The 25,395-nt window shown below is 72.2% G+C and carries 18 protein-coding genes and 3 pseudogenes (1 of these 21 cut by a window edge); 10 read left to right on the top strand and 11 right to left on the bottom strand.

The features are described 5' to 3' along the window. Positions 1-28 precede the first annotated feature (28 nt). Complete coding sequence (locus NLX86_RS02045; protein ID WP_254369806.1) at positions 29-5,170, top strand: hypothetical protein; 5,142 nt, start codon at positions 29-31, stop codon at positions 5,168-5,170. On the opposite strand, the pseudogene NLX86_RS02040 reads toward NLX86_RS02045, so the two are convergent. From NLX86_RS02040 to NLX86_RS34940, 3 pseudogenes are all read right to left on the bottom strand, one after another. Further along, positions 5,139-5,974 (bottom strand): annotated as a pseudogene (locus NLX86_RS02040) (SRPBCC family protein); the annotation flags it as partial. The gene NLX86_RS02045 and the pseudogene NLX86_RS02040 overlap by 32 nt on opposite strands. 61 nt (positions 5,975-6,035) lie before the next feature. Continuing rightward, a pseudogene (locus NLX86_RS34945) lies at positions 6,036-6,317 on the bottom strand (sarcosine dehydrogenase); the annotation flags it as partial. Between the two features lie 97 nt (positions 6,318-6,414). Further along, positions 6,415-7,073 (bottom strand): annotated as a pseudogene (locus NLX86_RS34940) (NAD(P)/FAD-dependent oxidoreductase); the annotation flags it as partial. 231 nt (positions 7,074-7,304) lie between these two features. On the opposite strand from NLX86_RS34940, the gene NLX86_RS02030 reads away from it, so the two are divergent. Beyond that, on the top strand, positions 7,305-7,625 hold the full coding sequence (locus tag NLX86_RS02030) for a bifunctional 3-phenylpropionate/cinnamic acid dioxygenase ferredoxin subunit (protein WP_254370075.1): 321 nt from the start codon (positions 7,305-7,307) through the stop codon (positions 7,623-7,625). A gap of 18 nt (positions 7,626-7,643) precedes the next feature. Here the strand turns inward: NLX86_RS02030 and NLX86_RS02025 are convergent, their stop codons facing one another. Beyond that, a complete protein-coding gene (locus NLX86_RS02025) occupies positions 7,644-8,054 on the bottom strand; it encodes a hypothetical protein (RefSeq protein ID WP_254369805.1) in 411 nt (136 codons plus the stop codon). A 396-nt stretch (positions 8,055-8,450) separates the two neighbouring features. On the opposite strand from NLX86_RS02025, the gene NLX86_RS02020 reads away from it, so the two are divergent. Genes NLX86_RS02020 through NLX86_RS02005 form a run of 4 tightly spaced genes read left to right on the top strand, consistent with a single transcriptional unit; the run spans position 8,451 to position 12,510 of the window. Beyond that, on the top strand, positions 8,451-11,081 hold the full coding sequence (locus tag NLX86_RS02020) for a nitrate- and nitrite sensing domain-containing protein (protein WP_254369804.1): 2,631 nt from the start codon (positions 8,451-8,453) through the stop codon (positions 11,079-11,081). Then, positions 11,078-11,518 (top strand): roadblock/LC7 domain-containing protein, encoded by a 441-nt coding sequence (locus NLX86_RS02015; RefSeq protein ID WP_254369803.1) that lies wholly within the window; start codon positions 11,078-11,080, stop codon positions 11,516-11,518. The genes NLX86_RS02020 and NLX86_RS02015 overlap by 4 nt, the downstream gene beginning before the upstream one ends. 10 nt (positions 11,519-11,528) lie before the next feature. Continuing rightward, positions 11,529-11,924, top strand: coding sequence for a DUF742 domain-containing protein (locus tag NLX86_RS02010; RefSeq protein WP_254369802.1), 396 nt, complete (start codon positions 11,529-11,531; stop codon positions 11,922-11,924). Further along, on the top strand, positions 11,905-12,510 hold the full coding sequence (locus NLX86_RS02005; protein ID WP_254369801.1) for an ATP/GTP-binding protein: 606 nt from the start codon (positions 11,905-11,907) through the stop codon (positions 12,508-12,510). Before NLX86_RS02010 ends, NLX86_RS02005 begins: the two co-directional genes overlap by 20 nt. Before the next feature lie 93 nt (positions 12,511-12,603). On the opposite strand, the gene glpK is transcribed toward NLX86_RS02005, so the two are convergent. From glpK to NLX86_RS01985, 4 genes are all read right to left on the bottom strand, one after another. Continuing rightward, a complete protein-coding gene (gene glpK, locus NLX86_RS02000) occupies positions 12,604-14,115 on the bottom strand; it encodes a glycerol kinase GlpK (RefSeq protein ID WP_254369800.1) in 1,512 nt (503 codons plus the stop codon). A 13-nt stretch (positions 14,116-14,128) separates the two neighbouring features. After that, a complete protein-coding gene (locus tag NLX86_RS01995; protein ID WP_254369799.1) occupies positions 14,129-14,854 on the bottom strand; it encodes an MIP/aquaporin family protein in 726 nt (241 codons plus the stop codon). A 319-nt stretch (positions 14,855-15,173) separates the two neighbouring features. Continuing rightward, entirely contained in the window at positions 15,174-15,521 is a 348-nt protein-coding gene (locus NLX86_RS01990; RefSeq protein ID WP_254369798.1) for a DUF962 domain-containing protein, read from the bottom strand. A gap of 251 nt (positions 15,522-15,772) precedes the next feature. Further along, a complete protein-coding gene (locus NLX86_RS01985) occupies positions 15,773-16,582 on the bottom strand; it encodes a M15 family metallopeptidase (RefSeq protein ID WP_254369797.1) in 810 nt (269 codons plus the stop codon). 60 nt (positions 16,583-16,642) lie between these two features. Between NLX86_RS01985 and NLX86_RS01980 the strand changes: the two genes are divergently transcribed. Continuing rightward, on the top strand, positions 16,643-17,176 hold the full coding sequence (locus NLX86_RS01980; RefSeq protein WP_308409535.1) for an NUDIX domain-containing protein: 534 nt from the start codon (positions 16,643-16,645) through the stop codon (positions 17,174-17,176). A 122-nt stretch (positions 17,177-17,298) separates the two neighbouring features. Then, positions 17,299-17,859, top strand: coding sequence for a GNAT family N-acetyltransferase (locus NLX86_RS01975; protein ID WP_254369796.1), 561 nt, complete (start codon positions 17,299-17,301; stop codon positions 17,857-17,859). 71 nt (positions 17,860-17,930) lie between these two features. On the opposite strand, the gene NLX86_RS01970 is transcribed toward NLX86_RS01975, so the two are convergent. Further along, positions 17,931-20,279: a glycoside hydrolase family 31 protein gene (locus NLX86_RS01970; protein ID WP_254369795.1), complete on the bottom strand. Its 2,349-nt coding sequence runs from the start codon at positions 20,277-20,279 to the stop codon at positions 17,931-17,933. Positions 20,280-20,504: 225 nt separating this feature from the next. On the opposite strand from NLX86_RS01970, the gene NLX86_RS01965 reads away from it, so the two are divergent. Continuing rightward, positions 20,505-22,505, top strand: coding sequence for an acetoacetate--CoA ligase (locus NLX86_RS01965; protein ID WP_254369794.1), 2,001 nt, complete (start codon positions 20,505-20,507; stop codon positions 22,503-22,505). Between the two features lie 80 nt (positions 22,506-22,585). Beyond that, the gene (locus NLX86_RS01960; protein WP_254369793.1) at positions 22,586-23,470 is read left to right on the top strand and encodes a hypothetical protein; all 885 of its coding nucleotides are present in this window, start codon (positions 22,586-22,588) and stop codon (positions 23,468-23,470) included. 93 nt (positions 23,471-23,563) lie between these two features. On the opposite strand, the gene ptsP is transcribed toward NLX86_RS01960, so the two are convergent. Both ptsP and NLX86_RS01950 read right to left on the bottom strand, forming a co-directional pair. Further along, a complete protein-coding gene (ptsP, locus tag NLX86_RS01955) occupies positions 23,564-25,234 on the bottom strand; it encodes a phosphoenolpyruvate--protein phosphotransferase (RefSeq protein ID WP_254369792.1) in 1,671 nt (556 codons plus the stop codon). A 75-nt stretch (positions 25,235-25,309) separates the two neighbouring features. Further along, positions 25,310-25,395 carry the 3' portion of a PTS glucose transporter subunit IIA gene (locus NLX86_RS01950; protein WP_254369791.1) on the bottom strand. Its footprint extends 364 nt past the window's final position, so the window shows 86 of its 450 coding nt (coding positions 365-450); its start codon lies off the right edge, out of view; the stop codon is at positions 25,310-25,312.

Genomic DNA, 25,395 nt, shown 5'->3' with positions numbered 1-25,395 from the left:
CGTCCGAAGACAACGAGAGTCCGCCGCCATGTACGAGCTGTCCCGGATCCGCCTCTACTCCATCGGGCCCGCCGGTGCGCGCTACGCCGACACCGTGCTCGACCTGCGCGGAGTCGGCGAGCCGGTGCCCCACCCCGCCCCCACGCAGGCGGAGTTCTTCGAGGAGGAGCCGACCGGTCCGCCGTGCCGGCCCGCCCCCGCGGGCGTGCTCTTCCTGGAGAACGGCGGCGGCAAGTCCGTACTGCTGAAGCTGATCTTCTCGGTGATGCTGCCCGGACACCGCAACACGCTGGGCGGCGCCAGCTCCGGCGTGCTGCGCAAGTTCCTGCTCGCCGACGACTGCGGGCATGTCGCGCTGGAATGGCAGCACACCCTGACCGGCGAATGCGTCGTCGTCGGCAAGGTCAGCGAGTGGCGCGGGCGGCAGGTCTCCAACGACCCGCGGAAGTTCGCCGAGGCCTGGTACTCCTTCCGGCCCGGGCCGGGGCTGAGCCTGGACTCGCTGCCGGTCGCCGAGTCAACGGCCGTGCGGCCTGCGGCGGAGGGCGCGTCGGGTGCGCAGGGGCGGCGCCGCACGATGAAGGGCTTCCGGGACGCGGTCACGGAGGCGGGCAAGGCGTACCCGCACCTCGATGTGTACTGGGAAGAGATCCACGACCGCTGGAACGAGCACCTCGGCGACCTGGGCCTGGACCCCGAACTGTTCCGCTACCAGCGGGAGATGAACGCCGACGAGGGCGAGGCGGCGGGCCTGTTCGCCGTCAAGAAGGACTCCGACTTCACCGACCTCCTGCTGCGCGCGGTCACCGACACCCGCGACACGGACGGTCTCGCCGACCTGGTGCACGGCTTCGGCAACAAGCTGGGCCGCCGCTCCGAGCTGACCGCGGAACGGGAGTTCACCGCCGGTTCGATGGACCTCCTCGGCCGGATCGTCGAGGCCGCGGACGCGCGGGGACGCGCCCGTGACGTACACGCCGGGGCGGAGCGGCGTACCCGTACGCTCGCCCGGCGGGTCTCCGCGCGGGCCGCGGAGGAGCGCGGCCGGACGGCGGACCTGTCCCAGCAGGTCACCGCCGCCGCGCACAAGGTGACCGAGGCGGAGAACGGCCGCAGCCGCAGCTCGCTGATCGCCGCCGAGCTGGCCTACCGGCATGCGTCGCTGGCGCTCACCGTCGCCGAGAAGGCCGCCGCCGCGCAGCGCCGGGAGCTGGTCGAGGCCCGCACGCTGTACTCCGCCTGGCAGGCCGCCGAAGCGGTACTGCGCCACCGGGCCGCGGCGGACCGTTCCGCGCGCGTCGCCGTGGCGATCCGCGAGGCTGAACGGGACGCGGCCCCGGCGCTGGCCGCCCGGGCCACGGCCGCCGGGGAGCTGGTACGGGCGCTGCACACGGCGGCGGAGGGCGGCGAGCGGGTCGCCAATGAGGAGGAGGAGCGGTCCGCGGTGCTCCAGTCGGCGGGTGAGGCCGCCCACCGCGACGCAACGGCCGCCGCGACCGCGGCGCAGCGCGCCCGCAGCGAGGCGGAGCATCTGCGCCAGCGGCTGAACGAGGTCGCGCAGGAGACGGCGGAAGCGGTCCGGGCCGGCTGGCTCGACGACTCGGCGCCGGACGCGGACCCGGCGCGCGCGGCGCTGGCCGCGAGCGACGCGGAGAAGACGGCCGTCGCGGCCTGGGACGCGGCCCGCGACGCGGCGCGCGAGACGGCCGACCGGGCCAGGGAGGCGGCCGCGGCGGAGGGCCGGGCCGAACTCGCGGCGGCGCGCGCGGCGGATGCGGCGGGGGCCGCGGACGCGGCGTACGAAGCGGAACACCGGGCAGCCGAATCCATCGCCCAGGACGCCCGCCTGGCAGAACTACTGAGCCTGCCAACCCCCACGGCACCCCCCGGCGTCCCCCATCCCCGCCGACCCGGCGGCACCGCCGGCCGCGCGGACGGCCGGGTACCGACGGCCGGTGCGGATACCGGCGCGCCGCGCGGAGCCGCGGACGGGGCGGCGCCTGGTGGTGGGGCCGGGGGCAGTGATGGCTCCGGCGGCGCCGGCCGCCACGCGGCGGCACACGACGCAGCCGCCGGCACGGGCGGGGCCGGCGACGGTGCGTCGGCCGACGTCGGCAGAGGTGCAGACGGAGTTGCGTCTGGAGGCGCGGCCGAGGGCAGTGACGGCCCCCGCGCGAGCGGTCGCCGCCCGGCGGCGGGCGTCGGTGCCGCTGTGGGCGGCGGCGGCTCGGGTGGGGATGGTCGCCGCCCGGGGGCGGGCGATGGTGCCGCTGTGGGCGGCGGCTCGGGTGGGGATGGTCGCCGCCCGGGGGCGGGCGATGGTGCCGCTGTGGGCGGCGGCGGCTCGGGCGGGGATGGTCGCCACGCCGGGTCCGGGCGCGGGGGCTCGTCCGGCGGGGACCCGGCCGTACGCGGCGCCGGGGTCGGGGGTGAGGCGTTGGGTGTCGATGCGTTGGACCGGGGTGCCGACGATCTTCGGCGGCTGCTCGACGACGGTGTCGCCTCCTCCGAGCGGCAGTTGTTCGAGCTTCGTACCGCCGCCGCCGACGATGCCCGCATCCTCGGTGCGCTCGGTGACGGCGGGCTGCTGCCGCCCGGGCCCGATGTGCTCGCCACCGTCGAATATCTCGGCGAGCACGGCATTCCCGCACTCCCCGGCTGGCGCTACCTCGCCCAGTCCGTCGACCCCGTCGACCACGCCGCCGTGCTCGCGGCCCGGCCCGAGCTCGTCGACGGCGTCGTCATCACCGACCCCGCCGCGCACACCCGCGCCCGCGAAGTCCTCGCCGGTGCCGCCCTGCTGCCTCGCTCCGCCGTCGCCGTCGGCACCGCCGCCGCACTTCTGGCACCGGTACCCTCCCCCGCCGCGGCGGCGGAAGGCGACGTCTTCCTCGTACCGCCGAACCCGGCCATGCACGACGAGCACGCCGCCGACGAGGAGCGCCAGGCGCTCCGGTCACGGGCGACCGCCCGCGATACGGAGATCCGTGCGCTGGCCGCCCGGCTGGCCGGTGACCGCGCGCTGTCCGCCCGGCTCGGCTCCTGGCGCACCGGCTGCCCGCCGGGCCGGCTCGCCGAACTCGCCGAGGCCGCGCACGCCGCGCGGACCGCCGCGGAGGCCGCGGCGGCCGAGCTGGCCGAGGCCCGTACCGCCCGCGCCGAGGCCGACGAGGCGGCCGCCGACACCGCCCGCGTCCGCGACGAACGGCAGGACGCCGCCCAGCGCGCCCGCCGCGCCGCCGACGCCCTCGCGGGCCTCGCGTTCCGGCTGCGCGAGCGCTCCGGATGGCAGAGCAAGCTGCGCGAACTCGCCGACGAGGCAGCCGAGTCGGAAGCCCGCGCCACCGTCTGCCTGGACCGCGCCAGAGCCGCGGACGAGGACCGCCGCGCCGCGCAGCGGGCCGCAGACGACGCGCGCAGGACCGCCCGCGCGCTGCGCGCCGAGCGCGCCGAGATCGCGGGCGCGCCGGAGAACCAGCCGGAGTCGGACGGCGGCGCGCCCCGCACCGCGCTGCCCGCCCTCCGCGAGGCCTACCGCGCCGCGTCCCAGCTGTACGAGAAGGTGGGCGTCGGCGCCGACCTGCGCGCCGAACAGGCCCGCGCGGAGAGCGACGAGAGCGCCGCGCTGGCCGAGCTGGACCGGCTCACCAACAAGGTCCGTACCCGCGCCGCCCAGTTGCTGGAGGGAACGGACGGGGCGGACGGCCCCTCCCGGCAGGCCGCCGCGGCCCGCGCCGAGTCGCTCGTCCAGCTGCTGGAGTCCCGAGCCTCCACCGCCAGCGAGCAGCTCGGCCGGCTGCGCGGCGAGGCCGAGCGGCACGCCCCGCCGGCCGGCGAGGCGCACACCGAGCTGCCCGAGGAACTGGTCCCGGCCGATGTGGAGCAGGCGCAGTCGACGCTGCGCACCGCCACCGCCGAACTGGCCGCCCGTACCGATGCGCTGGAGGCGGCCCGCGCCGCCCACGCCGAGCTGCTGCACGCCCACCGTGCCGCCGAGGACGCGGCCGGCGGCTTCGACGAGACCGCCGCGCTGCTGCGCGACCTGCTGCGGGAAGGCCAGCAGGACGCGGAGGAGGCCGGACCCGAGCCCTACCCGGGCACCCTGGAGGAGGCCCGGCAGTCGGCCGCCGAGGCGCGCCGGTCGCTGCGCGGCTGCGCGGCCGACTTGTCGACGGCCGAGGCTGCCGTGCGTGAGGCGAGCGACACCCTCGTACGGCACGCCAACGCCACCCGCTACGAGCAGGTGCGCACACCCGCGCGCCAGCAGATCCGGGAGCTCCCGGTGGCCACCCTGCCGGAGCACGCCGCGAAGTGGGCGCACGCCTTTGCGCCCCGGCTGCGCGTGCTCACCGACGAGCTGGAGCAGCTGGAGCGCAACCGCGACAGCATCGTCGACCGGCTGCGCGGACTGGTGGAGTCCGCGCTGGCGACGCTGCGCTCCGCGCAACGGCTCTCCCAGCTGCCGGAGGGGCTCGGCGAGTGGTCGGGGCAGGAGTTCCTGCGGATCCGGTTCGAGGAGCCGGACCAGTCGACGCTCACCGAGCGGCTCGGCGAGGTCATCGACGAGGCGACCCGCGCCGCCGTGAGGAAGAACAGCACGGCGTCCTTCGGAGAGGGGCGCCGGGACGGGATGTCCCTGCTGCTGCGCGGCGTCCAGGCCGCACTGGAGCCCCGCGGTATCGCCGTGGAGATCCTCAAGCCGGACGCCGTACTGCGCGCCGAGCGCGTCCCGGTCGGGCAGATGGGCGACGTGTTCTCCGGCGGCCAGTTGCTCACCGCGGCCATCGCGCTGTACTGCACGATGGCCGCACTCCGCAGCAACGACCGGGGCCGTGAAAAGCACCGGCACGCCGGCACGCTCTTCCTCGACAACCCGATCGGCCGCGCCAACGCGACGTACCTGCTGGAGCTGCAGCGGGCCGTCTCGGACGCACTCGGCGTGCAGCTGCTCTACACGACCGGCCTCTTCGACACCACCGCCCTCGCCGAGTTCCCCCTCGTCATCCGGCTGCGCAACGACGCCGACCTGCGGGCCGGGCTGAAGTACATCAGCGTGGAGGAGCACCTGCGGCCCGGCCTGCCGCAGCAGGACCCGGACGGCGAGACCGTGCACGGCGAGATCACCGCGACCCGGATGTTCAAACGCCGTCAGGTCCCGGCGGAGCAATAGCCTCCGCCACCCACCGGTGGAACGCGCCGATGTGGTGCTCGCTCGGCACGAGCACCCCGCCGGCGCGGTACGCCCGCGAGTCCATCCCCGGCTGAGTCCGCTCACAGGCGGCGAAGTCCTGAAGGTTCACCCGGTGGCACAGCTCCACCGAACGCTCCAGGTCCGCGCCCGACGCGACGACCTCGGGCATGTACAGCCAGTCGCACTCCACGACGGTACGGTCCGGCGCGAGCGGGAACATCCGGTGCAGGATCACATGGTCGGGCACCAGGTTGACGAAGACCTGGGGCCTGACCGTGACCGCGAAGTATCGGCGGTCCTGCTCCTCGCCGAGGCCGGGTATCCGGCCGAAGCCGGGACTGCCGTCGACGGTGAGGCCCTCCGCCGCGTCGGCGAAGGCGGCCCCGTGCCCCACGTGGTACTGGGCGGCGAACCCCTCCGCGAACTCCGGCAGCACATCGGTGAGTTCGGGATGGATCGTCGCGCAGTGGTAGCACTCCATAAAGTTCTCGACGATCAGCTTCCAGTTGGCCTTCAGGTCGTACGAGATGCGTCTGCCCAGGGCCAGTTCGCCCGCCCCGTCCGCTCGATCGCTGCCGGGTCGCCCAGCCGCTCCGTCGCGGCCCCCACGACCGTCTCCTCGAACGACGGCGGCTCGTCCGCCAGGCACACCCACGCATAGCCGAGCCACTCCCGCACGGCCACCGTCAGCAGGCCCCGCTCGACCCGGTCGACGTCGGGCATGTTCGCCAGATTGGGTGCGGAGATCAGCCGCCCGTCCAGGTCGTACGTCCAAGCGTGGTACACGGCCGACCGTGTAGCCGTACCCGGCGCTGGTGACATAACCGGCGGGTTCCCCGCCCACGTACACCGGCTCCTTGCCCAGCACCACCGCCGCCGGATCGTCGAGGGCGAGGCAGGCCAGCCGGCGCGCCACCGGACGGCGCTCCAGCTCGGCCCTGCCGGTGAAGTCGCCCTTGTCCGTCCGCACGGCGAATCCCAGGCCCGCTTCGTACGGAGAGTCCTCCGCGGTCATGTCCTGGCCCCACGCCCGGTACCCCTTCTCCAGACGCAGACTGTTGAACGCACTGCGCCCGGCGGCGATCACGCCGTGCTCCCGGCCGGCCTCCCACAGCGTGTCCCACATCCGCGCTCCCAGAGCTCGCCTCGGCGCGCGCCCCGCCCAGGCGCGGGAGGGGCGCGGTCCGCACGTACTGGTGCGCGAGCGGCAGCAGCGGTACGGACACCCCGGCCATCCGCCCGATCACCGGCCCCCAGAAGCCGGCGGCACAGACCACGATGTCGGCGGGGAACGTGCCGCGGTCGGTCACGACACCGCTGACCCGCCCTCCCGACTGATCGATTCCGGTGACCGTGTGCCGGTCCAGGAATCGGGCGCCGCGCGCCTCGGCGCTCCCGCGCTGCGCCTGCGAGGCGAGGACGGCACGGGCCAGACCGTCGTCCGGCGTGGAGAACCCGCCGAGGAGCCGGCCGGGGTCGAGCAGCGGCCACAGTTCGGCGCACCGGCGCGGGGTCAGGAGCTCCGACCTTACGCCCCAGGACGCGGCCAGCCCGGTCTTGCGGTGCAGGTCCGACCAGCGTTCGGGGGTGGTCGCGACCTCCAGTCCGCCGGCCGGCAGGAACCCCCGCTGACCGTCGGCCTCCAGCGATGAGAACATCCGCACCGTGTACGCGGCGAACTCCGTCATCGTCCGGGAGGGTTGGTCATGAAGACCAGGCCGGGCGCGTGCGACGTGGACCCGCCGGGGGCGGGCAGCGGCCCCTGGTCCAGCACGGTCACATGGGACCAGCCGCGGGCGGTCAGCTCGTCGGCCAGCGAGCAGCCGACGATGCCGGCGCCGATGACGACCAGGCGGGCGGTGTGTGTGGACGTCCTGGACATGTCCCTCCTCGAATCCGGTGCACTGGGCGGCGAGACGAGCGGGTCAGGCGGTCGGGGCCCTCCGGAGTTCTCAAGTCACTTTCAATACCAGCGGGTTAGCAGGCGGCAAAGGGTGCCGGGGCTGAACTCGGCCGTCCCGGCGCCTCTGGAAGAACCACCCCGGGACCACCTTGACGACCGCACCCGCCGCTGCCGATTCTGATGCGCACCGACCGACCCGAGGGGGACGAAATGATTCCGGTCTGCCACGTCGATGATCTTCCCTCGGGCGAGGCCGTACGCCTCGACACCGCCCCGCCCCTCGCCGTCTTCAACGCCGACGGCGAGCTGTACGCCATCGACGACACGTGCACCCACCAGGACGCCTCACTCGCGGACGGCTGGCTCGAGGGCTGCTACGTGGAATGCCCGCTGCACGCCGCCCAGTTCGATCTGCGCACCGGCGAGGCGGTGTGTCTGCCGGCCCGCCGGCCGGTGCGGACCCATCGGGTGCAGGTCATCGACGGGGTGATCCATGTGGAGCCCTCGCCGTCCGCCGACGCGGTCGCCTGAGCCTCGTCGTCCGTGGCGTCAGGCCCGCGACAGCGGGCGCGGGCTCCGTTCCCGTATGCGGGCGGTCCGGCGGGCCTGCCGCCGCTCCCGGCGCATCCGGCGGGCCGTACTGCTCGGGACGGACACCACGCCGTTGCGCTGGTTCCACACCTGGCGGGTCACCCACACATCCAGCACGCCCCACGTGGCCACGACCGTACTCGCCACACTGCTGAGCACCATCGGAAACGCCAGCCACGACCCGACGACGGTGCACAGGAAGGCGATCACCGCCTGCATCAGTGTCAACGCCACTATCAGTACGGCGCGCACGGCAGCCGTACGCACGGGATCCGGCAGGCGCCTGCGCGCCACAGGCTCATCCACCCAAAGCGATCGCGTGACGTCCGCAAAATCCGTGCTCTCACCCGTGCCCGTGCCCGTGGCCATTGGTCCTTCTCCCCACCGTGCGGTTCCGCTCAACTCCTAGGTGGCTGCCCGGATTGCGCATGTTTACGCCGCACTCCACGCCGCAAACGACGCAACTGGCGCATTTACTCCCCCGTGCCCCGTACAGGTAGACGAACGGCAGCCGCAGAGGATTCCCGCGGACCGTAGAATTCCAGCCATCCATCCATGTGGGAGATCTGACACCACACCAGGTGCCATACAGCACATTCAGGACGGCGCCGTCCCGGAACTAACGGACAACTCGTGATCATCGTTCCGTGTGGCGGCCGAAAAAGTCCGGACGTGCCTTCGAGTTGTCTGTGCGGCAGTAGTAGGCTCACGCCGTTTATTGACGGAACACCTACCCCGCGCGGCGGGGTTGAGCTGGGGGAGGCCATGCGCTTTCGCGGGAAGTCCATCCGCCGGAAGATCGTGGCGTTGCTGCTGGTACCGCTCGTCTCTTTGACCGCATTGTGGGGTTTCGCCACGGTTCTCACCGGGCGCGAGGCCGGCCAACTGCTCGACGTGGCCTATGTCGTCGAGAAAGTCGGCTACCCCGTCGAGGACGTGGTCCGGGTCATCCAGAAGGAGCGCCGCCAGACACTCGTCTACCTCGGCGACCCCAGAACCGCCGATGCCCTCTCCGCGCTGAACAGCCGACGGGCCGCGACCGACAAGGCCGTCGCGGACATGAAGGCGAACGCCCAGGACCCGGACGTCAGTGAGGAGATGCGCCCCGACGTCGGGCGCCGCCTCGCCTCCATCCTCGAGGCCTTCGACGGAATCACCTCGCTGCGCATGTCCGTGGACAAGAGTGTGGTCGACCGGGAGCAGGCACTCGAGCTCTACAACCGCCTGATCGACCCCTGCTACGCATTCCTCATGAATCTCCATGCCCTGGAGAACGTGGAGATGGACAAGCAGGGCCGCGCGCTCGTCGGTATCACCCGCGCCCGCGAGGTGTTGTCCCGTGAGGACGCCGTACTCGCCTCGGCGCTCGCCGCGAAACGATTCACCGACCAGGACGTGCGGCTCATCTCCGACCTCGTCGCGAACCGCACCCTGCTCTACGAGTTCAACCTGGCCATCCTCCCGGCCGACGACCGCGAGGTCTTCGAGCAGTACTGGCGCAGCCCCGAGACCAAGCCCCTGCGCGAGGCCGAGGAGAGCGTGATCGCCGCCGGCGCCACCAAGAAACCGCGCGCGGTGGGCCTCGAACGCTGGGAGGCGGCCGCCGATCCCGTACTCGACGACCTCGCCGAGATGGGCACCGCGGCGGGAGACCGCTACCAGAACCGCGTCGAGCCCGTCGCCGTCAACGTCCTCGTCAAGGCGGGTATCGCCGGTGTGCTCGGCTTCGTCGCCCTCGTGGTGTCCCTGATCCTCTCCGTACGCATCGGCCGCGACCTGATCCGCGACCTGTCACGGCTGCGCAAGGACGCGCACGAAGTGTCCGGCGTCCGGCTGCCCAGCGTGATGCGCAGGCTGGCTGCGGGCGAACACGTCGACGTCGAGACCGAGGCACCGCGCCTCGAATTCGAGAAGGACGAGGTCGGCCAGGTCGGCCAGGCCCTCAACACGCTCCAGCGGGCCGCCGTCGAAGCAGCCGTCAAGCAGGCCGACATGCGGCGCGGAGTCTCCGAGGTCTTCGTCAACCTCGCCCGCCGCAACCAGGTCCTGCTGCACCGCCAGCTCACGCTCCTGGACACGATGGAGCGCCGTACCGAGGACACCGACGAACTCGCCGACCTGTTCCGTCTCGACCACCTCACCACCCGTATGCGCCGGCACGCCGAGGGTCTGGTGATCCTCTCCGGCGCCGCCCCGTCCCGGCAGTGGCGCAAGCCGGTCCAGCTGATGGACGTCGTACGGGCCGCGGTCGCCGAGGTCGAGGACTACGAGCGCATCGAGGTACGCAGACTGCCGCGCCTGGGGGTCGGCGGCCCGGCGGTCGCCGACCTCACCCACCTGATCGCGGAACTGCTCGAGAACGCCACGGTGTTCTCGCCCCCGCACACCGCCGTCCAGGTGCACGGCGAGCGGGTGGCCAACGGCTTCACGCTGGAGATTCACGACCGCGGCCTCGGTATGGCCGCCGACGCCCTCCTCGACGCGAACCTCCGTCTCGCCGAGACCCCCGAGTTCGAACTCTCCGACACCGACCGGCTCGGCCTCTTCGTGGTCAGCCGCCTCGCCCAGCGCCAGAACGTCCGCGTCTCGCTGCAGCCCTCGCCGTACGGAGGCACCACCGCGGTGGTGTTCATCCCGGCGGCGCTGCTGACCGATGCACCCGAAACCGAGGGCATCGGATTCCGGCTGGACCGCACCTCGTCCGCGTCCGCCGCGGCCGGGGCCCGCCGCAACGGCACCGCCGCCCGGCTCGCCGGCCTCACCGAGGTCCGCGCCGGTGGGATCACCGGCCCCGCCGGCGTACTGGACGGGCCGGTCGAACTCGAAGCTCCCCTGGGCGACCTGGGTGACTTGGGCGACCTGGAGGACACCGAGAGCGAGCGCGGCGGGATCTTCCGCGCCCGGGGCCGTGGCTCCGGCCCGGCCGGCGAGCAGCACCAGCACGCCTCCGACTCCGGCACGGGCGGCGGCCTGAGCGATCCGGAGTCCACGCGGGCGGGCGCGGCCGTCCCCCTGCCCAGGCGCAGGCCGCCCACACTGGTGGCCGAGCACGGCCGCCGCGTAGCGCGTCGACCGGTCGCCGCAGTGGCCCCGGACCACGGCGCCCCGGAACCGGTCGCGCCCGAACCAGCCGCTCCGGTACGCGAGGCCGGCGGGCTGCCCCGGCGCGTCCGCCAGGCCAGCCTCGCACCCCAGCTCAAGGCCGGCCCCGCACCCCGGACCGGCCAGGACGGCGACGAAGCCGCATCCGACGCCGACCGGGACGCCGACGAAGTACGCAGCAGGATGGCCTCGCTCCAGCGCGGTTGGCAGCGCGGCCGGCAGCACAACGCCGAAGGCGACACCAGCCGGGGCGAGACCGCACAACGAACCACATCGGAAAGGGACGGTCGATGACCGCACCGCAGACCGCAGCGCAGGACGCCACCACCAGGGGTTCCGGCGAGCTCAACTGGCTGCTCGACGAGCTGGTCGACCGAGTCGGCAGCATCCGCAAGGCGGTGGTGCTCTCCGGCGACGGGCTCCCCACCGGCACCTCCAAGGAACTGACCCGCGAGGACGGCGAGCACCTGGCCGCCGTCGCCTCCGGATTCCACAGCCTCGCCAAGGGCGTCGGCCGGCACTTCGAGGCCGGAAAGGTCCGGCAGACCGTCGTGGAGCTGGACGACGCCTTCCTCTTCGTCACCGCCGCCGGTGACGGCAGCTGCCTTGCGGTGCTGTCGGACGCGGACTCCGACGTGGGCCAGGTCGCGTACGAGATGACGCTGATGGTCAAGCGGGTGGGCGCCCACCTGACAACCGCTCCACGCGCCGGGCTGTCCGCCGGAGGGTGAGTGGGACGGTATGAGCGAATCAGGTCAGCAGCCGTCCCACTGGTTCGACGACGACGCCGGTCCCGTCGTCCGTCCGTACGCGATGACGCGGGGCCGTACCAGCAGCGCGGGCCAGCACCGCCTCGACCTGATCGCGGTCGTCGTCGCCGAACCGGCCGCCGATGATCCCGCCAGGGATCAGACCCTGTCCCCTGAGCACGTCGACATCGTCGGCCTCTGCAGAGGGGCGCCGCAGTCCGTGGCGGAGCTCGCCGCGGAACTCGACGTCCCCGTCGGAGTGGTCCGGGTCCTGATCGGGGACCTGGTCGAGGACCAGCTGGTCCATGTCACCCGTCCCGTACCGCCGGCCGAGCTGCCGGACGAATCCATCCTCCGTGAGGTGATCAATGGGCTTCGGGCGCTTTAGCCGCACCAAGCCTCCTGTGGAACCCGTGACCCTCAAGATCCTGGTCGCGGGCGGCTTCGGCGTGGGCAAGACGACCCTGGTGGGCGCGGTCAGCGAGATCAAGCCGCTGCGTACCGAGGAGATGCTCACCGAGGTCGGCCGTCCCGTGGACGACACCGAGGGCGTCGAGGCCAAGACGACCACCACCGTCGCCATGGACTTCGGCCGCATCACGCTCCGCGAGGACCTGGTGCTCTACCTGTTCGGCACCCCCGGACAGGACCGGTTCTGGTTCCTCTGGGACGAGCTGGCGCAGGGTGCGCTGGGCGCGGTCGTACTCGCCGACACCCGCCGGCTGGAGGACTGCTTCGCCGCCGTCGACTACTTCGAGCGGCGCTCCATCCCCTTCACGGTCGCCGTCAACTGCTTCGACGGGGCGGACCGTTACCCCGGTGACACCGTGCGCTCGGCGCTCGACCTGGACCCGGAGGTCCCGGTGCTGATGTGCGACGCGCGCAACCGCGAGTCCGCGAAGGAGGTACTGGTGGCCGTCGTCCAGCACGCCATGAACCTCGCCAGCGCTCGCCGCCAGCCCGCCACGACCTGACCCGGGCCGGGCCCGCACCGGCCACGCGCACACCCCGCACGGCCCGTACCCCCACCGACTGGGGTACGGGCCGCGGCCATGGGGGTTTCCCGACTACCCGATGCCGTCCTCCTGCCAGCCGAAGCTCCGCTCCACCGCCTTGCGCCAGTTGTGGTACTCGCGGTCGCGCTCCGGCGCCTCCATGCGCGGAGACCACTCGGCATCCTTCTGCCAGTGCGCCTTCAGCTCGTCGAGGTCCGACCACACCCCGGTGGCCAGCCCGGCCGCGTACGCCGCGCCCAGGCAGGTGGTCTCCGAGACCCGGGGCCGGACCACCGGCACACCGAGCACATCCGCCTGGTGCTGCATCAGCAGATTGTTGCCGGTCATGCCACCGTCCACCTTGAGAATGGTGATCGGGACGCCGGAGTCCTGGTACATCGCGTCCACGACCTCCCGCGTCTGCCAGCTCGTCGCCTCCAGCACCGCACGCGCGAGGTGCGCCTTGGTGACGTACCGGGTCAGGCCGGTGATCACACCGCGGGCGTCGGAGCGCCAGTACGGGGCGAACAGCCCGGAGAACGCGGGCACGATGTACGCGCCGCCGTTGTCGTCGACGCTCGCCGCCAGCGTCTCGATCTCGTCGGCGCTGCGGATGATCCCGAGCTGGTCCCGGAACCACTGGACCAGCGCCCCGGTGATAGCGATCGACCCTTCGAGGCAGTAGACGGGTGCCTCGCCGCCGAGCTGGTAGCCCATGGTCGTCAGCAGGCCGTTCTTCGAAGGAACCGGCCGGTTACCGGTGTTGAGCAGCAGGAAACTGCCCGTCCCGTACGTGTTCTTGGCCGTTCCCGTCTCGTAGCAGGCCTGGCCGAAGATCGCCGCCTGCTGGTCGCCGAGGGCGGAGGCGACCGGCACGCCGCCGAGCTGCCCGACCGCCGTCCCGTACACCTCGGCGGAGGACCTGATCTCCGGCAGGATCGCCTCGGGGACGTTCATCGCGGCGAGGATCGAGGCGTCCCACTGCAACGTCTCGAGGTTCATCAGCATGGTGCGCCCGGCGTTCGTCACATCCGTGACATGCACACCACCCTGCGTACCGCCGGTGAGGTTCCAGATCAGCCAGGAGTCGATGGTGCCGAACGCGATCTCGCCGCGCTCGGCACGGCCGCGCAGACCCGGCACGTTGTCGAGCAGCCAGGCGGCCTTGGGTCCGGAGAAGTAGCTGGCGAGCGGCAGTCCAGTGGCCTCGCGGAACCGGTCCTGCCCGTCCGTGCCGCCGAGTTCGTTGCACAGCGCGGCTGTACGGGTGTCCTGCCAGACGATCGCGTTGTGTACGGGCTTGCCGGTCGCCCGGTCCCACAGCACCGTCGTCTCGCGCTGGTTGGTGATGCCGAGCGCGCTGAGCTGATCGGCCCGCAGCCCCGCCTTGGCGAGCGCGCCGGCCACCACGGCCTGCACCTTGGACCAGATCTCGGTGGCGTCGTGCTCCACCCAGCCGGGCTTGGGGAAGATCTGGCGGTGCTCGCGCTGGTCGACGGCGACGATCGCACCGTCCTGGCTGAAGATGATGCAGCGGCTGGACGTGGTGCCCTGATCGATTGCGGCGACGAACTTGTCCGTCATGGGGTCCCCTTCGTCAGAAGGCTGCGTTGAAGATGAGTCCGGCCAGCACCGCTCCGATCAGCGGTCCGGCCACCGGGATCCAGGAGTAACTCCAGTCCGAGCCGCCCTTGTTGGGTATCGGCAGCACGGCGTGCGCGATGCGCGGGCCGAGGTCGCGCGCCGGGTTGATCGCGTAACCGGTGGGGCCGCCCAGCGAGAGCCCGATGCCGACCACCAGGAACGCAACGATCAGGACCGCGGTTCCGGATTCGCCCAGACCCTTGGTGAGGCCGAAGGCCAGCACCGGCAGCACCAGGGCCATCGTCGCGATGATCTCCGTCACCAGGTTGGCCACCGGATTCCGGATCTCGGGTGCGGTGGCGAAGATGCCGAGCGTGGGCAGTGCCGTCTCCTGGTCCGCGTTGGCCCCGAACTGCGCGTAGTAGAGCAGCCAGGCGAGCACCGCGCCGAGGAACGCGCCCACCATCTGGCCGAGCATGTACAGCGGGACCTTGTCCCATTCGCCGGTGTCGACCGCGATGCCGACGGTCACGGCGGGGTTGAGCTGTCCTCCGGACAGCGGGGCCGCCGTGTACGCCCCGGCCAGCACACCGAACCCCCATCCGAACGCGATGACGACCCAGCCCGCGCCCTTCGCCTTCGAGTGGTTGAGCGTGACGGCGGCGCACACGCCCGCGCCGAAGAGGATGAGTATCGCAGTGCCGATGACCTCACCGACGAATATGTCTCCATTGCTCATGGCGGCTCCTAGGCCTCGCCCGGGGCCCTGGCCCCGGTCCTCCGTGCAGGGTGCGTTCCCATGGCTACGGAGCCGGAGGCAGGGGAGTCCGTGCAGGCGAGTCCCGTACCCCGCCCGGCGTCCGTGACGAGCGTGGTGAGCCTGCCGGCCGCCTCGCCGGTCTTCCCGGTGACGGGGACAGGCTGGGCAGTGACAGGCTAGGCAGTGTTCTCCGCTCGTGACAGACCGTCAAGGCCCATGACAGCACGTGCTGTTCGTGGCGCATCAGCCTGGTTTGCCATCCGGCGGCGCACGTAGAGCGCGCGAACGAGCCATGGGGTCAGCGGTTCCCGGCGAGCCACTTGGCGGCGGTCTCCGCCAGCTCCGCGTCCCGGCCGGCCAGCATCATCCGGATCATTTGCACGTCACCCCGCAGCGACCAGGCCGGATGCCCGAAGGTGGCCGGGTTGTTCCTCTCGATGAAGAAGTGCGCCGGCCAGGCGGTGCCGTAGCCGATGAGCGGCAGCGCCGCCAGGTACCGCTTCCGGCCGCGGGCCAGCCCGTACGCCGTCACCGCGAGACCCGTCAGGGTCCCGGTCAGGTGGACCCAGCGGGTGGCGGCCCGGGAGTGCATCGCCACGTAGTAGGGCCAGAATTCCTCGTACGACTCAAAGGTCTGTTGCTCCATACGGGCACCGTAATCGCTGACGTGAGAACCGGATACGGCTGATCCACGTCCGAGAGGAAGGAACGGGCGGCCGGAATCCACGGGGGTGGTCCCGGCCGCCCGTTGCGCCGGGAGGCTCTGCTCCCGGCGTTCCCCGACGCTGGACGAAGTCGCCGACACCGCCGCGTTGCTGGCGTCGGACCCGGCGGGCGCCATGACCGCCACCGCGGTCGACATCAGTTGCGGCGCGGTGATCGACCCCTGGCGAAATGTCAATGCCCGGCGACCGAGCGGCGGGACACCGGGAAGTCGAAGTACGTGCTCGGGAACGGCTCCCGCTTGTACGTGAAGTGCCACCACTCCTCGGCCAGGTTCACGAACCCCAGCCCCGCCAAGGTGCTCTTGAGCAGCCGCCTGTTGGCGCGCTGCTCGCCCGCGATACGCGGGTCCTCGGTGTGTGAGAGCGTGTCGAAGCAGTCGAAGCCCGTGCCCATGTCCACGGAGTTGTCGGGGAAGCGCTCGGCCTGCGGGGCGTAGCAGGGGACCAGTGGCTCGCCCGGGATGTACGGCCGGGTCGGCGCGGCCGGCAGCATCACCAGCGTGAGATCGACCGTGCTCCCCCGGCTGTGCCCGGACCTCTCGGCGATGTAACCGTCCGCGAACAACCGCGACTTGTCGACATGGGGATGGAACTCCGCCTTCATCCCCTCGTCCTGAAGATCCTTCGCCCAGCGCACGAAGTGATCGACGGCCCGCTGCGGCCGGTAGCAGTCGTACACCTTGAGGGAGTAGCCCTGGCGCAACAGCTGCGTCTGGGCCCGGTGCAGCGCCTGCGCCGCGGGCCGGGTGAGGATGCAGACGGGCTGCCGGTAGCCGTCCACCCGCTCACCGACGAAGTTGTGCGCGGTGGTGTACCGCATCTCCTGGATGATCGTGGGGTCCACGGAGCGCAGCGCCACGAACTCCTTCGGCGCCTTGGGCTCGGGCTTCGCCTCGGCCGACGGGGCAAGGGCCGTAGCGGCGAGCAGGGTGGCGGCGCCCACCGCGAGGGTGCGTCGCAGTACAGCGGCGAGTCGTGTCATGGTCCTCCGTCTGCCAGTCCAACTGCCCGCAGGGAGAGCGGGATCGGATACAGTCCGCGCGTGCCAGTGATTCCGGTGAAGAACTCCCACTGCTCCAGCTGCGGAGCACCGTACCCGGCCGACAGCGGCTGGCCCCGGTACTGCTCCACCTGCGGCGACACGGTGTACCGCAATCCCCTCCCGGTCGCCGTCGCCCTGCTGCCCGTACACGACGATCAAGGTGCCGCGCTCGTCGTCATCACCCGCACCATCGAGCCGCAGCGTGGCGGAATCGCGCTGCCGGGCGGCTTCATCGACCACGGCGAGGACTGGCGGCACGCCGTCGTACGCGAACTCAGGGAGGAGACCGGCATCGACGCCGGGGGAGACCAGGTCACGCTCGCCGACGCCATGAGCTCCCCGGCGGGGCACCTCCTCCTCTTCGGCCTGCTGCCGGAACGGTCGGCAGCCGACCTGCCGTCCACCGCCCCCACCGACGAGACCACCGGCTGGCACCTCCTGCGTGAGCCGGCCGACCTGGCCTTCCCACTGCACACGGCAGCGGTACGCGCCTGGTTCCACGGCCAGTACGCCCCCGCCCAGCACCCGCACTGAGCACCATTCCCACTCCCGGCGGTCAGCCCACCGGAGGTGCCACGCCGTCGCAGACGCCCATGACGCCGCCCGTGAGAAGATCCCTTCGCCGTGTGCGCTGGTTCCGACCGTGGAGGGTGACGATGTACGCGATATCCCTGGGCGACGACGGCGCGGAGCTGCGCCCGCTCGAACCGTGGCAGGCCGAGGAGTTCCTGACCCACATGGACCGAGGACGGGATTTCATCGGGCAGCACAACGCGCTGCCCGACGTCGTTACGGACCTGGACTCGAGCCGGGCGTTCCTCCAGGCGTACGCGGACAAGACTGCGGCCGACGCCGGGCGGATCTACGGCATCCGGACGGACGGCAAGCTGGTCGGCGCGGTCATCTTCCGGACGATGGACGTCGAACGGGGCACCGCCGAGGCGGGCTGCTGGCTGGAGCCGTCGGCGGTGGGCAGGGGTCTGGTGACCCGGGCCGCGCGCGTGATCATCGATTGGGCCGTCGAGGAGCGGGGCATCCACCGCGTGGAGTGGTGGGTCTCGGCGGCGAATGAGGCCAGCATCGCGGTGGCCCGGCGGCTCGGGATGACGAAAGACGGCGTGCTGCGGGAGAGCCACCTGTACCGGGGGAAGCGGCACGACGAGGAGGTCTGGTCGGTGCTTGCACCGGAGTGGCGGGCGGGCAAGCAGGCGTCTTGATCTCCTCACGCAATGTGGGTCGCAGGGACGCCGGCAGCTGAGCGAGCAGGCGAGCTTGACGAACACTTCGCTCAGGAGCTCTGAAGACCCCGCACCCGCACCGGAAGACCGACCTCCGCGCAGCCCTCCCGCTCCACCGACACCCCGGCCGGGCCCACCCGAGTCGTGAAGCGCTCGATCTCCGGCTGCTCCCAGCCGTCCCCCGCGTCCCTGACCACCAGCCCGCCGCCCGTACGACCCGGCGCGGGCGCCCACACGTCGAGTTCGAGCCCGCCGTCCTCCCCGCGCACCGGCAGCACCGCTCCGGCCCGCGCCAGCACCGGAACGCGCGACAGCGGAGCATCGAGCAGCACCTGCCCGGGCCCCTGGTGCGCCTCGCCCGTCACCGTGTCGTACCACCGGCCGCGCGGCAGGCGCACCGCCCGCTGATCGGTACCGCTCTCCAGCACCGGCGCCACCAGCAGCGCGTCGCCCAGCAGAAACGCGTCCTCGCAGTCGCGCAGCGCCCGGTCCTCCGGCGCATCCCACCACACCGGGCGCACATAGGGGGCGCCCGTGCGCCGGGCCAGATGGGAGAGCGTCACGAAGTACGGAAGGAGCCGCTCCCGCTCGGCCAGCGCGGCCCGCGCATGCTCCAGCACCTGCGGCCCGAACTCCCACGGCTCCCTGCGCCCCGCCCAGATCGCCGCGTGGGTACGGAACAGCGGCAGGTACGCGCCCAGTTGGAACCAGCGCAGATACAGCTCGGGCGACGGACTCCCGTTGAACCCGCCGACGTCGGGCCCCGAGTACGGTACGCCGCACAGGCCCAGCCCCAGCACCAGCGACAGCGACGCCCGCAGCCCCGGCCACCCGGTCGTCACATCACCGGACCAGGTGCCGCCGTACCGCTGCATGCCCGCCCACCCGGAGCGTGAGAAGAGGAAGGGCCGCTCCCGCGGACGCAGCCGGCACAACCCCTCGTACCCGGCCCGCGCCATGGCCAGCCCGTACACGTTGTGCGCCTCCCGGTGGTCGCCGCCGGCGCCGTCCATGGCATGGCGGGCCGAGCGCGGCAGCGTCATGTCCCCGAACGGTGCGAAGGACACCGGCTCGTTCATGTCGTGCCAGATCCCCGAGAACCCCTGGGCCAACCGCTCCTCGTACAGCCGGCCCCACCACCCCCGCACCCCCGGATCCGTGAAGTCCGGATACACGCACTCACCCGGCCAGACAACGCCCCGCACCTCCCGGCCACGCGCGTCCCGCACGAATGCCCCGGCTGCCACCCCACTGTCGTACAGCGGACGGCCCGGCTCCGCCTTGACCGCCGGATCCACGATCGACACCAGCCGCACCCCCTGCGCGCGCAGCTCCCCGGCCAGCCCCGGAAGGTCGGGAAACCGCTCGCGGTCGACGGTGAACACCTGGTGCTCGTCGTAGTGGTCGATGTCCAGATGTACGGCCGACAGCGGCAGCCCCCGCTCCCGGTAGCCGGCCGCTGTCCGGCGCACCTCCCGCTCGCTCCCGAACCCCCACCGCGCATGGTGGTGTCCCAGCGCCCAGGACGGCGGCAGTGCCGGCGCCCCGGTGAGCGCCGCCCAGCCCCGCAGCACGCGGGCCGGGGTCCCGGCCACCACCCAGCAGCGCAGCGGCCCCCCTTCCATCCGCAGCTCGCTGGTGCCGGGCCGGTCGGGTCCGGAGCCCGCGCCCTCCTCGCCCTCGCGCAGCGTCACCCGGCCGTCCCACGAGTTGTCGTAGAACATGAGGTGGGTCCCCGCGTCGGCGACCACCACCTCCACCGGCATGGTGATGTAGAGCGGGTCGTCGCCCGGCTCGAACCCGCCACGCGGATCGGTGTTCCACAGCCGGTACGTGCCGTCGCGAAGCCGGGGCCCGCACGCCCGTCCGCCCAGTCCGAAGAAGCGGGCGTCGGCCGGTACCTCGGACGGCTGCACCCAGCGCGCCGGGCCCCCGGCGGCCGGCTCCCACCAGCGCGGCGGCAGTTCCCGTCGCAGCACCACCCCGCCCGGCGTGCGTACCTCGACCGCCCCGTGCCGGGAGACGGCGACGGTCAGCCGCTCCGACACCACCTGCCAGCCGCCGTCCTTGTCCGGCTCCAGAACGGCCCGCGGGTCCGGCTCCGGCCGGTCGCCCGCCAGCGCGTAGGAGGGCGTCGGGCCGGCCCCGTCCCATCCCCAGAAGACCGGTCCGCCGGCCGCGACGACCACCTCGAGCTCGGACCGTGCGAAGCGCACCACGCCACCCCCCGGACGGGGCTCGGCACCGGTCACCGGCCCCGGCACCCGGGCCCGCTCGGCCCCGCGGGCCGGCAGCTCGGCCGCGTCCATGCGATGGTGCCGCCAGGCCGCCCGTAGCGCGCGCAGCCCTCGTACCGAACCGACCTCTCGCACCGAACGCACCAGCTCACGACCGTCCATGCCGTTCACCCTGCCAGTCGTTCCCCGGCGCGCGGGGCGCGTTCAACTGGCGTTCACCCGTAGTGAGCGCACATCTTCGGACGGCCGACTCCGGGTGGCCCGCCCTGGTGCGGGAGTCGATCACATGGCATCGTCCGTGTCAGCCGCGTCGCGCGCACACCCATCGCGTGCGCGGGAGACACACGCACACGACGCGTAGAGCCGTAGAGCCCGGGAGCCGACCCAATGACCTCAGCGACACCGACGAACAGTGCGGGCGTGCCGCAGCCCGGACCCCTGTGGGAGCCGGGCCCCGGCCGCATCGCCGATGCCAAGATCACCCACTTCCAGCGCTGGGCCGCCGAGCGGTACGGGGCACCGGCCGGGGGCGGCTACGCGGCACTCCACCGCTGGTCGGTCGACGAACTGGACACGTTCTGGAAAGCCGTCGCCGAGTGGTTCGACGTCCGGTTCTCCACCCCGTACGAGACGGTCCTCGCCGACCGTTCCATGCCCGGCGCCCAATGGTTCCCCGGCGCCTCCCTCAACTACGCGGAGCACGCCCTGCGCGCCGCCGAGGACCCCGCCCGGGCGCACGACGCTGCCCTCCTCCACGTGGACGAGACACACGACCCCCAGCCGGTGACCTGGTCCGAGCTGCGCCGCCAGGTCGGGGCGCTCGCCGCCGAACTGCGCGCTCTCGGCGTACGCCCCGGCCACCTGGTCAGCGGCTACCTCCCCAACATCCCGCAGGCCGTCACCGCCCTCCTCGCCACCGCCGCGGTCGGCGCGGTGTGGACCTCCTGCGCCCCCGACTTCGGCGCCCGCAGCGTGCTCGACCGCTTCCAGCAGGTCGAACCAGTCGTCCTGTTCACGGTCGACGGCTACCGCTACGGCGGCAAGGAGCACGACCGCACCGAGACCGCCGCCGAACTGCGCCGCGAGCTCCCGACCCTGCGGGCCGTGGTCCACATCCCCCTCCTCGGCACGCCGGCCCCGGAGGGCACCCTCGAATGGTCCGCCGTCACCGCGGCGGACACCGAGCCGGTCTTCGAGCAGGTCCCGTTCGACCACCCGCTCTGGGTCCTGTACTCCTCCGGCACGACCGGCCTGCCCAAGGCCATCGTCCAGTCCCAGGGCGGCATCCTCCTCGAACACCTCAAGCAGCTCGGCCTGCACTGCGACCTCGGTCCCGAGGACCGCTTCTTCTGGTACACCTCGACCGGCTGGATGATGTGGAACTTCCTCGTCTCCGGCCTGCTCACCGGCACCACCGTCGTGCTCTACGACGGCAGCCCCGGCCACCCCGACACCGCCGCCCAGTGGCGCATCGCCGAACGCACCGGAGCCACCCTCTACGGCACCTCCGCCGCGTACGTCATGGCCTGCCGCAAGGCGGACGTCCACCCGGCCCGCGACTTCGACCTCTCCCGCGTGAAGTGCGTCGCGACCACCGGCTCGCCCCTCCCGCCCGACGGCTTCCGCTGGCTGCACGACGAGGTGGCCGACGACCTCTGGATCGCGTCCGTCAGCGGCGGAACCGACGTCTGCAGCTGCTTCGCCGGGGCCGTCCCCACCCTCCCGGTCCACATCGGCGAACTCCAGGCCCCCTGCCTCGGCACCGACCTGCAGTCCTGGGACCCGCACGGCAAGCCCGTCATCGGCGAGGTCGGCGAACTGGTCGTCACCAACCCCATGCCCTCCATGCCGATCCACTTCTGGAACGACCCCGACGGCAGCCGCTACCGCGACAGCTACTTCGAGATGTTCCCGGGCGTCTGGCGGCACGGCGACTGGATCACGATCACCGACCACGGCTCGGTGATCATCCACGGCCGCTCCGACTCCACCCTGAACCGCCAGGGCGTCCGCATGGGTTCCGCCGACATCTACGAGGCCGTCGAGCGCCTCCCCGAGATCAGAGAATCCCTCGTCATCGGCCTCGAAGAGCCGGACGGCGGCTACTGGATGCCGCTCTTCGTACACCTCGCCGAGGGCGCGACCCTCGACGACGGCCTCCGCTCGCGGATCAAGCAGACGATCCGCGAACAGCTCTCCCCCCGCCACGTACCCGACGAGATCATCGAGGTCCCCGGCGTCCCGCACACCCTCACGGGCAAGCGCATCGAGGTCCCGGTCAAGCGCCTCCTCCAGGGCACGGCCCTGGCGAAGGCGGTCAACCCGGGCTCCGTCGACAACCTCGAACTCCTGCGCTTCTACGAGGAGCTCGCCCGCACCCGGAGATAGCCCCGACCCGCCGTATCGGCCGATGTCAGTCCCCCTGGTTACGCTGAGTGAGCATTGATCAAGCGCGCTCAGGGGGAGTCATGGCGCACCAGAAGCAAGCCACCAGCATGCGGCGGACACTGCGCCGCGAAGTGCCCAGCACCGTAGGCCTCCTGGCCGACGAGCAGGACTTCGCGGCCATGACGCGCTACCGCACCTTCACCTTCGACGACCACGCGGCCTACCTGCACCAGATGGACGGCCTGCTGCGGTCACTCGCCGCCCAAGGAGTACACACCACCGTCGCGCTCTTCGACCCGGAGGAATTCGAAGAGTTCTGCACGGACTCGGGGCTCGACCCCGACACCGCCGCCAGCCGCACCCGGTTCACCGCCGAGATCGCGGCCGGCGGAGCAGCCCTGCGCTACACCGGCCAGCCCATCGACCGCCTCGTCCCCCTCCTCATCAACGAGGCGGTCCGCCGGGCCACCTGGGAGTACGCGACGATGCTGTTGGCCCGGCTGGGAAACTGCGCGGACTGCGGAGAGGACATCGGCCGGTCCGCCTTCGAGCAGGCCTCCCGAGTTCTGATGCGCCTCCTCGAAGCGGCCGGACCCGGCACCCACCACCTCGTGTGCAGCGTCCCGGCCGAAGACGAACAGCTCCTCGCCGTCCTCCACGCCGAACGGCCGGCGGACGGTCCCGTGCGCCTCGACGACGCCGACGGCCTGGACTTCGTGACCGTCCTCGCCGCCGGAATCGCCGTCGAGAGCCCCGGAGGAGTAGTGCTGCGGACCAGCGGCCCAGGCACCGGGGACCGGGTCCGCGGCTGGAAGCTGGACCGCGGCAGGCTCCAACCCCTCACCGCCGGTGAGGTCTTCAGCGCCTACTGCACCGACGCGACCACGGGAGAGCCCGTCTCACCCGAGCCTGGCGTGGAGTACTGCGCAGGGTTCACCGTCGACGAATCCGACCGCCACCACTGACCGCCGCCCACTGACCGCGCAACGACTGAGGGGCCTTCCACCGGTCCGGCGGAAGGCCCCTCAGCGAACAACACTCACCCGGTACTCACCCGGTCACTCGCCGGACAGCACCGCCTGCGCGGCCATCCGAGCCTCCTCGGCACTGTCGGTGGCACGAGCCGCGGCAGCGGCACGCTCGCACTGGGCCAGCGTGTGCTTCGCCAGCGTGGCGCGCACGTACGGAATCGACGCCGCACCCATGGAAAGGCTGGTGACGCCAAGGCCCGTCAGCACACACGCCAGCAGCGGGTCCGACGCGGCCTCGCCGCAGACGCCACAGCTCTTCCCCTCGGCCTTGGCCGCCTCGGCCGAAACCGCGACCAGGTCGAGCAGCGCCGGCTGCCAAGGGTCCTGCAGCCGCGAGACGGCACCGACCTGACGGTCCGCCGCGAAGGTGTACTGCGCCAGGTCGTTGGTACCCAGCGACAGGAACTCCACCTCCTGCAGGATCGAACGCGCACGCAGCGCGGCGGACGGAATCTCCACCATCGCGCCGAACTTCGCCCGCAACCCCGCCGCACGGCACGCGTCCGCGAACGCCTTGGCGTCGGTCCGGTCGGCCACCATCGGAGCCATGACCTCGAGATGCACCGGCAGACCCTCGGAAGCCCTGGCCAGCGCGGTCAGCTGCGTACGCAGCACCTCGGGGTGGTCGAGCAGAGCCCGCAGCCCCCGCACACCAAGGGCCGGATTGGGCTCATCCACCGGCGTCAGGAACTCCAGCGGTTTGTCCGCACCCGCATCGAGTACCCGCACGACGACCCTGCCCTCGGGGAACGCCTCCAGGACCTTGCGGTAGGCCTCGACCTGCTTCTCCTCGGACGGAGCCTGCTTGCTGTCGTCCAGGAACAGGAACTCCGTACGGAACAGCCCCACACCCTCGGCGCCCGCCGCGACCGCCGCCGGCACGTCACCGGGACCACCGACATTGGCGAGCAGCGGCACCTTGTGCCCGTCCGAGGTCGCGCCCGGACCGGAGGACGCGGCGAGCGCGGCCTTGCGGGCCGCGGCGGCAGACTCCAGCTCGGCCCGCTTCTCCTGGCTCGGGTCGACAAAGATGTCACCGGTGCTGCCGTCCACGGCGATGACCGTGCCCTCGGCCAGCTCGCCGGCCCCGGGCAGCGCCACCACAGCAGGCACACCGAGCGCCCGCGCGAGAATCGCGCTGTGACTGGTCGGCCCGCCCTCCTCGGTGACGAAGCCGAGCACCAGCGTGGGGTCCAGCAGAGCGGTGTCCGCAGGCGCGAGATCGCGCGCGATCAGGACGTACGGCTCGTCACTGTCCGGAACGCCCGGCATCGGGACGCCCAGCAGCCGGGCGACGATTCGGTTGCGCACGTCGTCCAGGTCCGCCACCCGCCCCGCGAGATACTCACCGGCACCCGCCAGCAGCGCCCGGTACGCGGCGAACGCGTCATAGACCGCGCGCTCAGCGGTGCTGCCGACAGCGATACGCCGGTCCACATCCGCCATCAGCTCCGGGTCCTGCGCCATCATGGCCTGCGCCTCGAGCACATGCTGCGCCTCACCACCCGCCAGATTGCCCCGCGCGATCAGATCGGCCGCCACCGCTTCGACGGCCTGGCGGGCGCGCCCCTGTTCGCGCCCGGCCTCCTCCGTCGGAATCTGCTTGGCCGGCGGCTCCAGGACCGCCGTACCCATGTGCCGGACCTCGCCGATCGCCACACCGTGGCTCACGCCGACGCCTCGCAGCGTTGTCTCCATTTCACCCGTCTCCGATAGAGCGGCGGGCCCAGCCGCCGCGATGGATTCCGACCAGCCGTAACTTCGGCGCTGAAGTCACTGCCAGCTGAAGAGAACGTCTCCGGCTTTCACATCGCCGTCCTCGCGAAGCTCGCCGAGTGCGTCCGCCGTGGCCTCGAGCG

Origin of the sequence: Streptomyces sp. A3M-1-3 (genome assembly GCF_024213665.1) — a bacterium.
Taxonomy (GTDB): domain Bacteria; phylum Actinomycetota; class Actinomycetes; order Streptomycetales; family Streptomycetaceae; genus Streptomyces.
The sequence above is the reverse complement of the archived record's forward strand: the minus strand, read 5'-3'. Positions and strand labels throughout refer to the sequence as shown.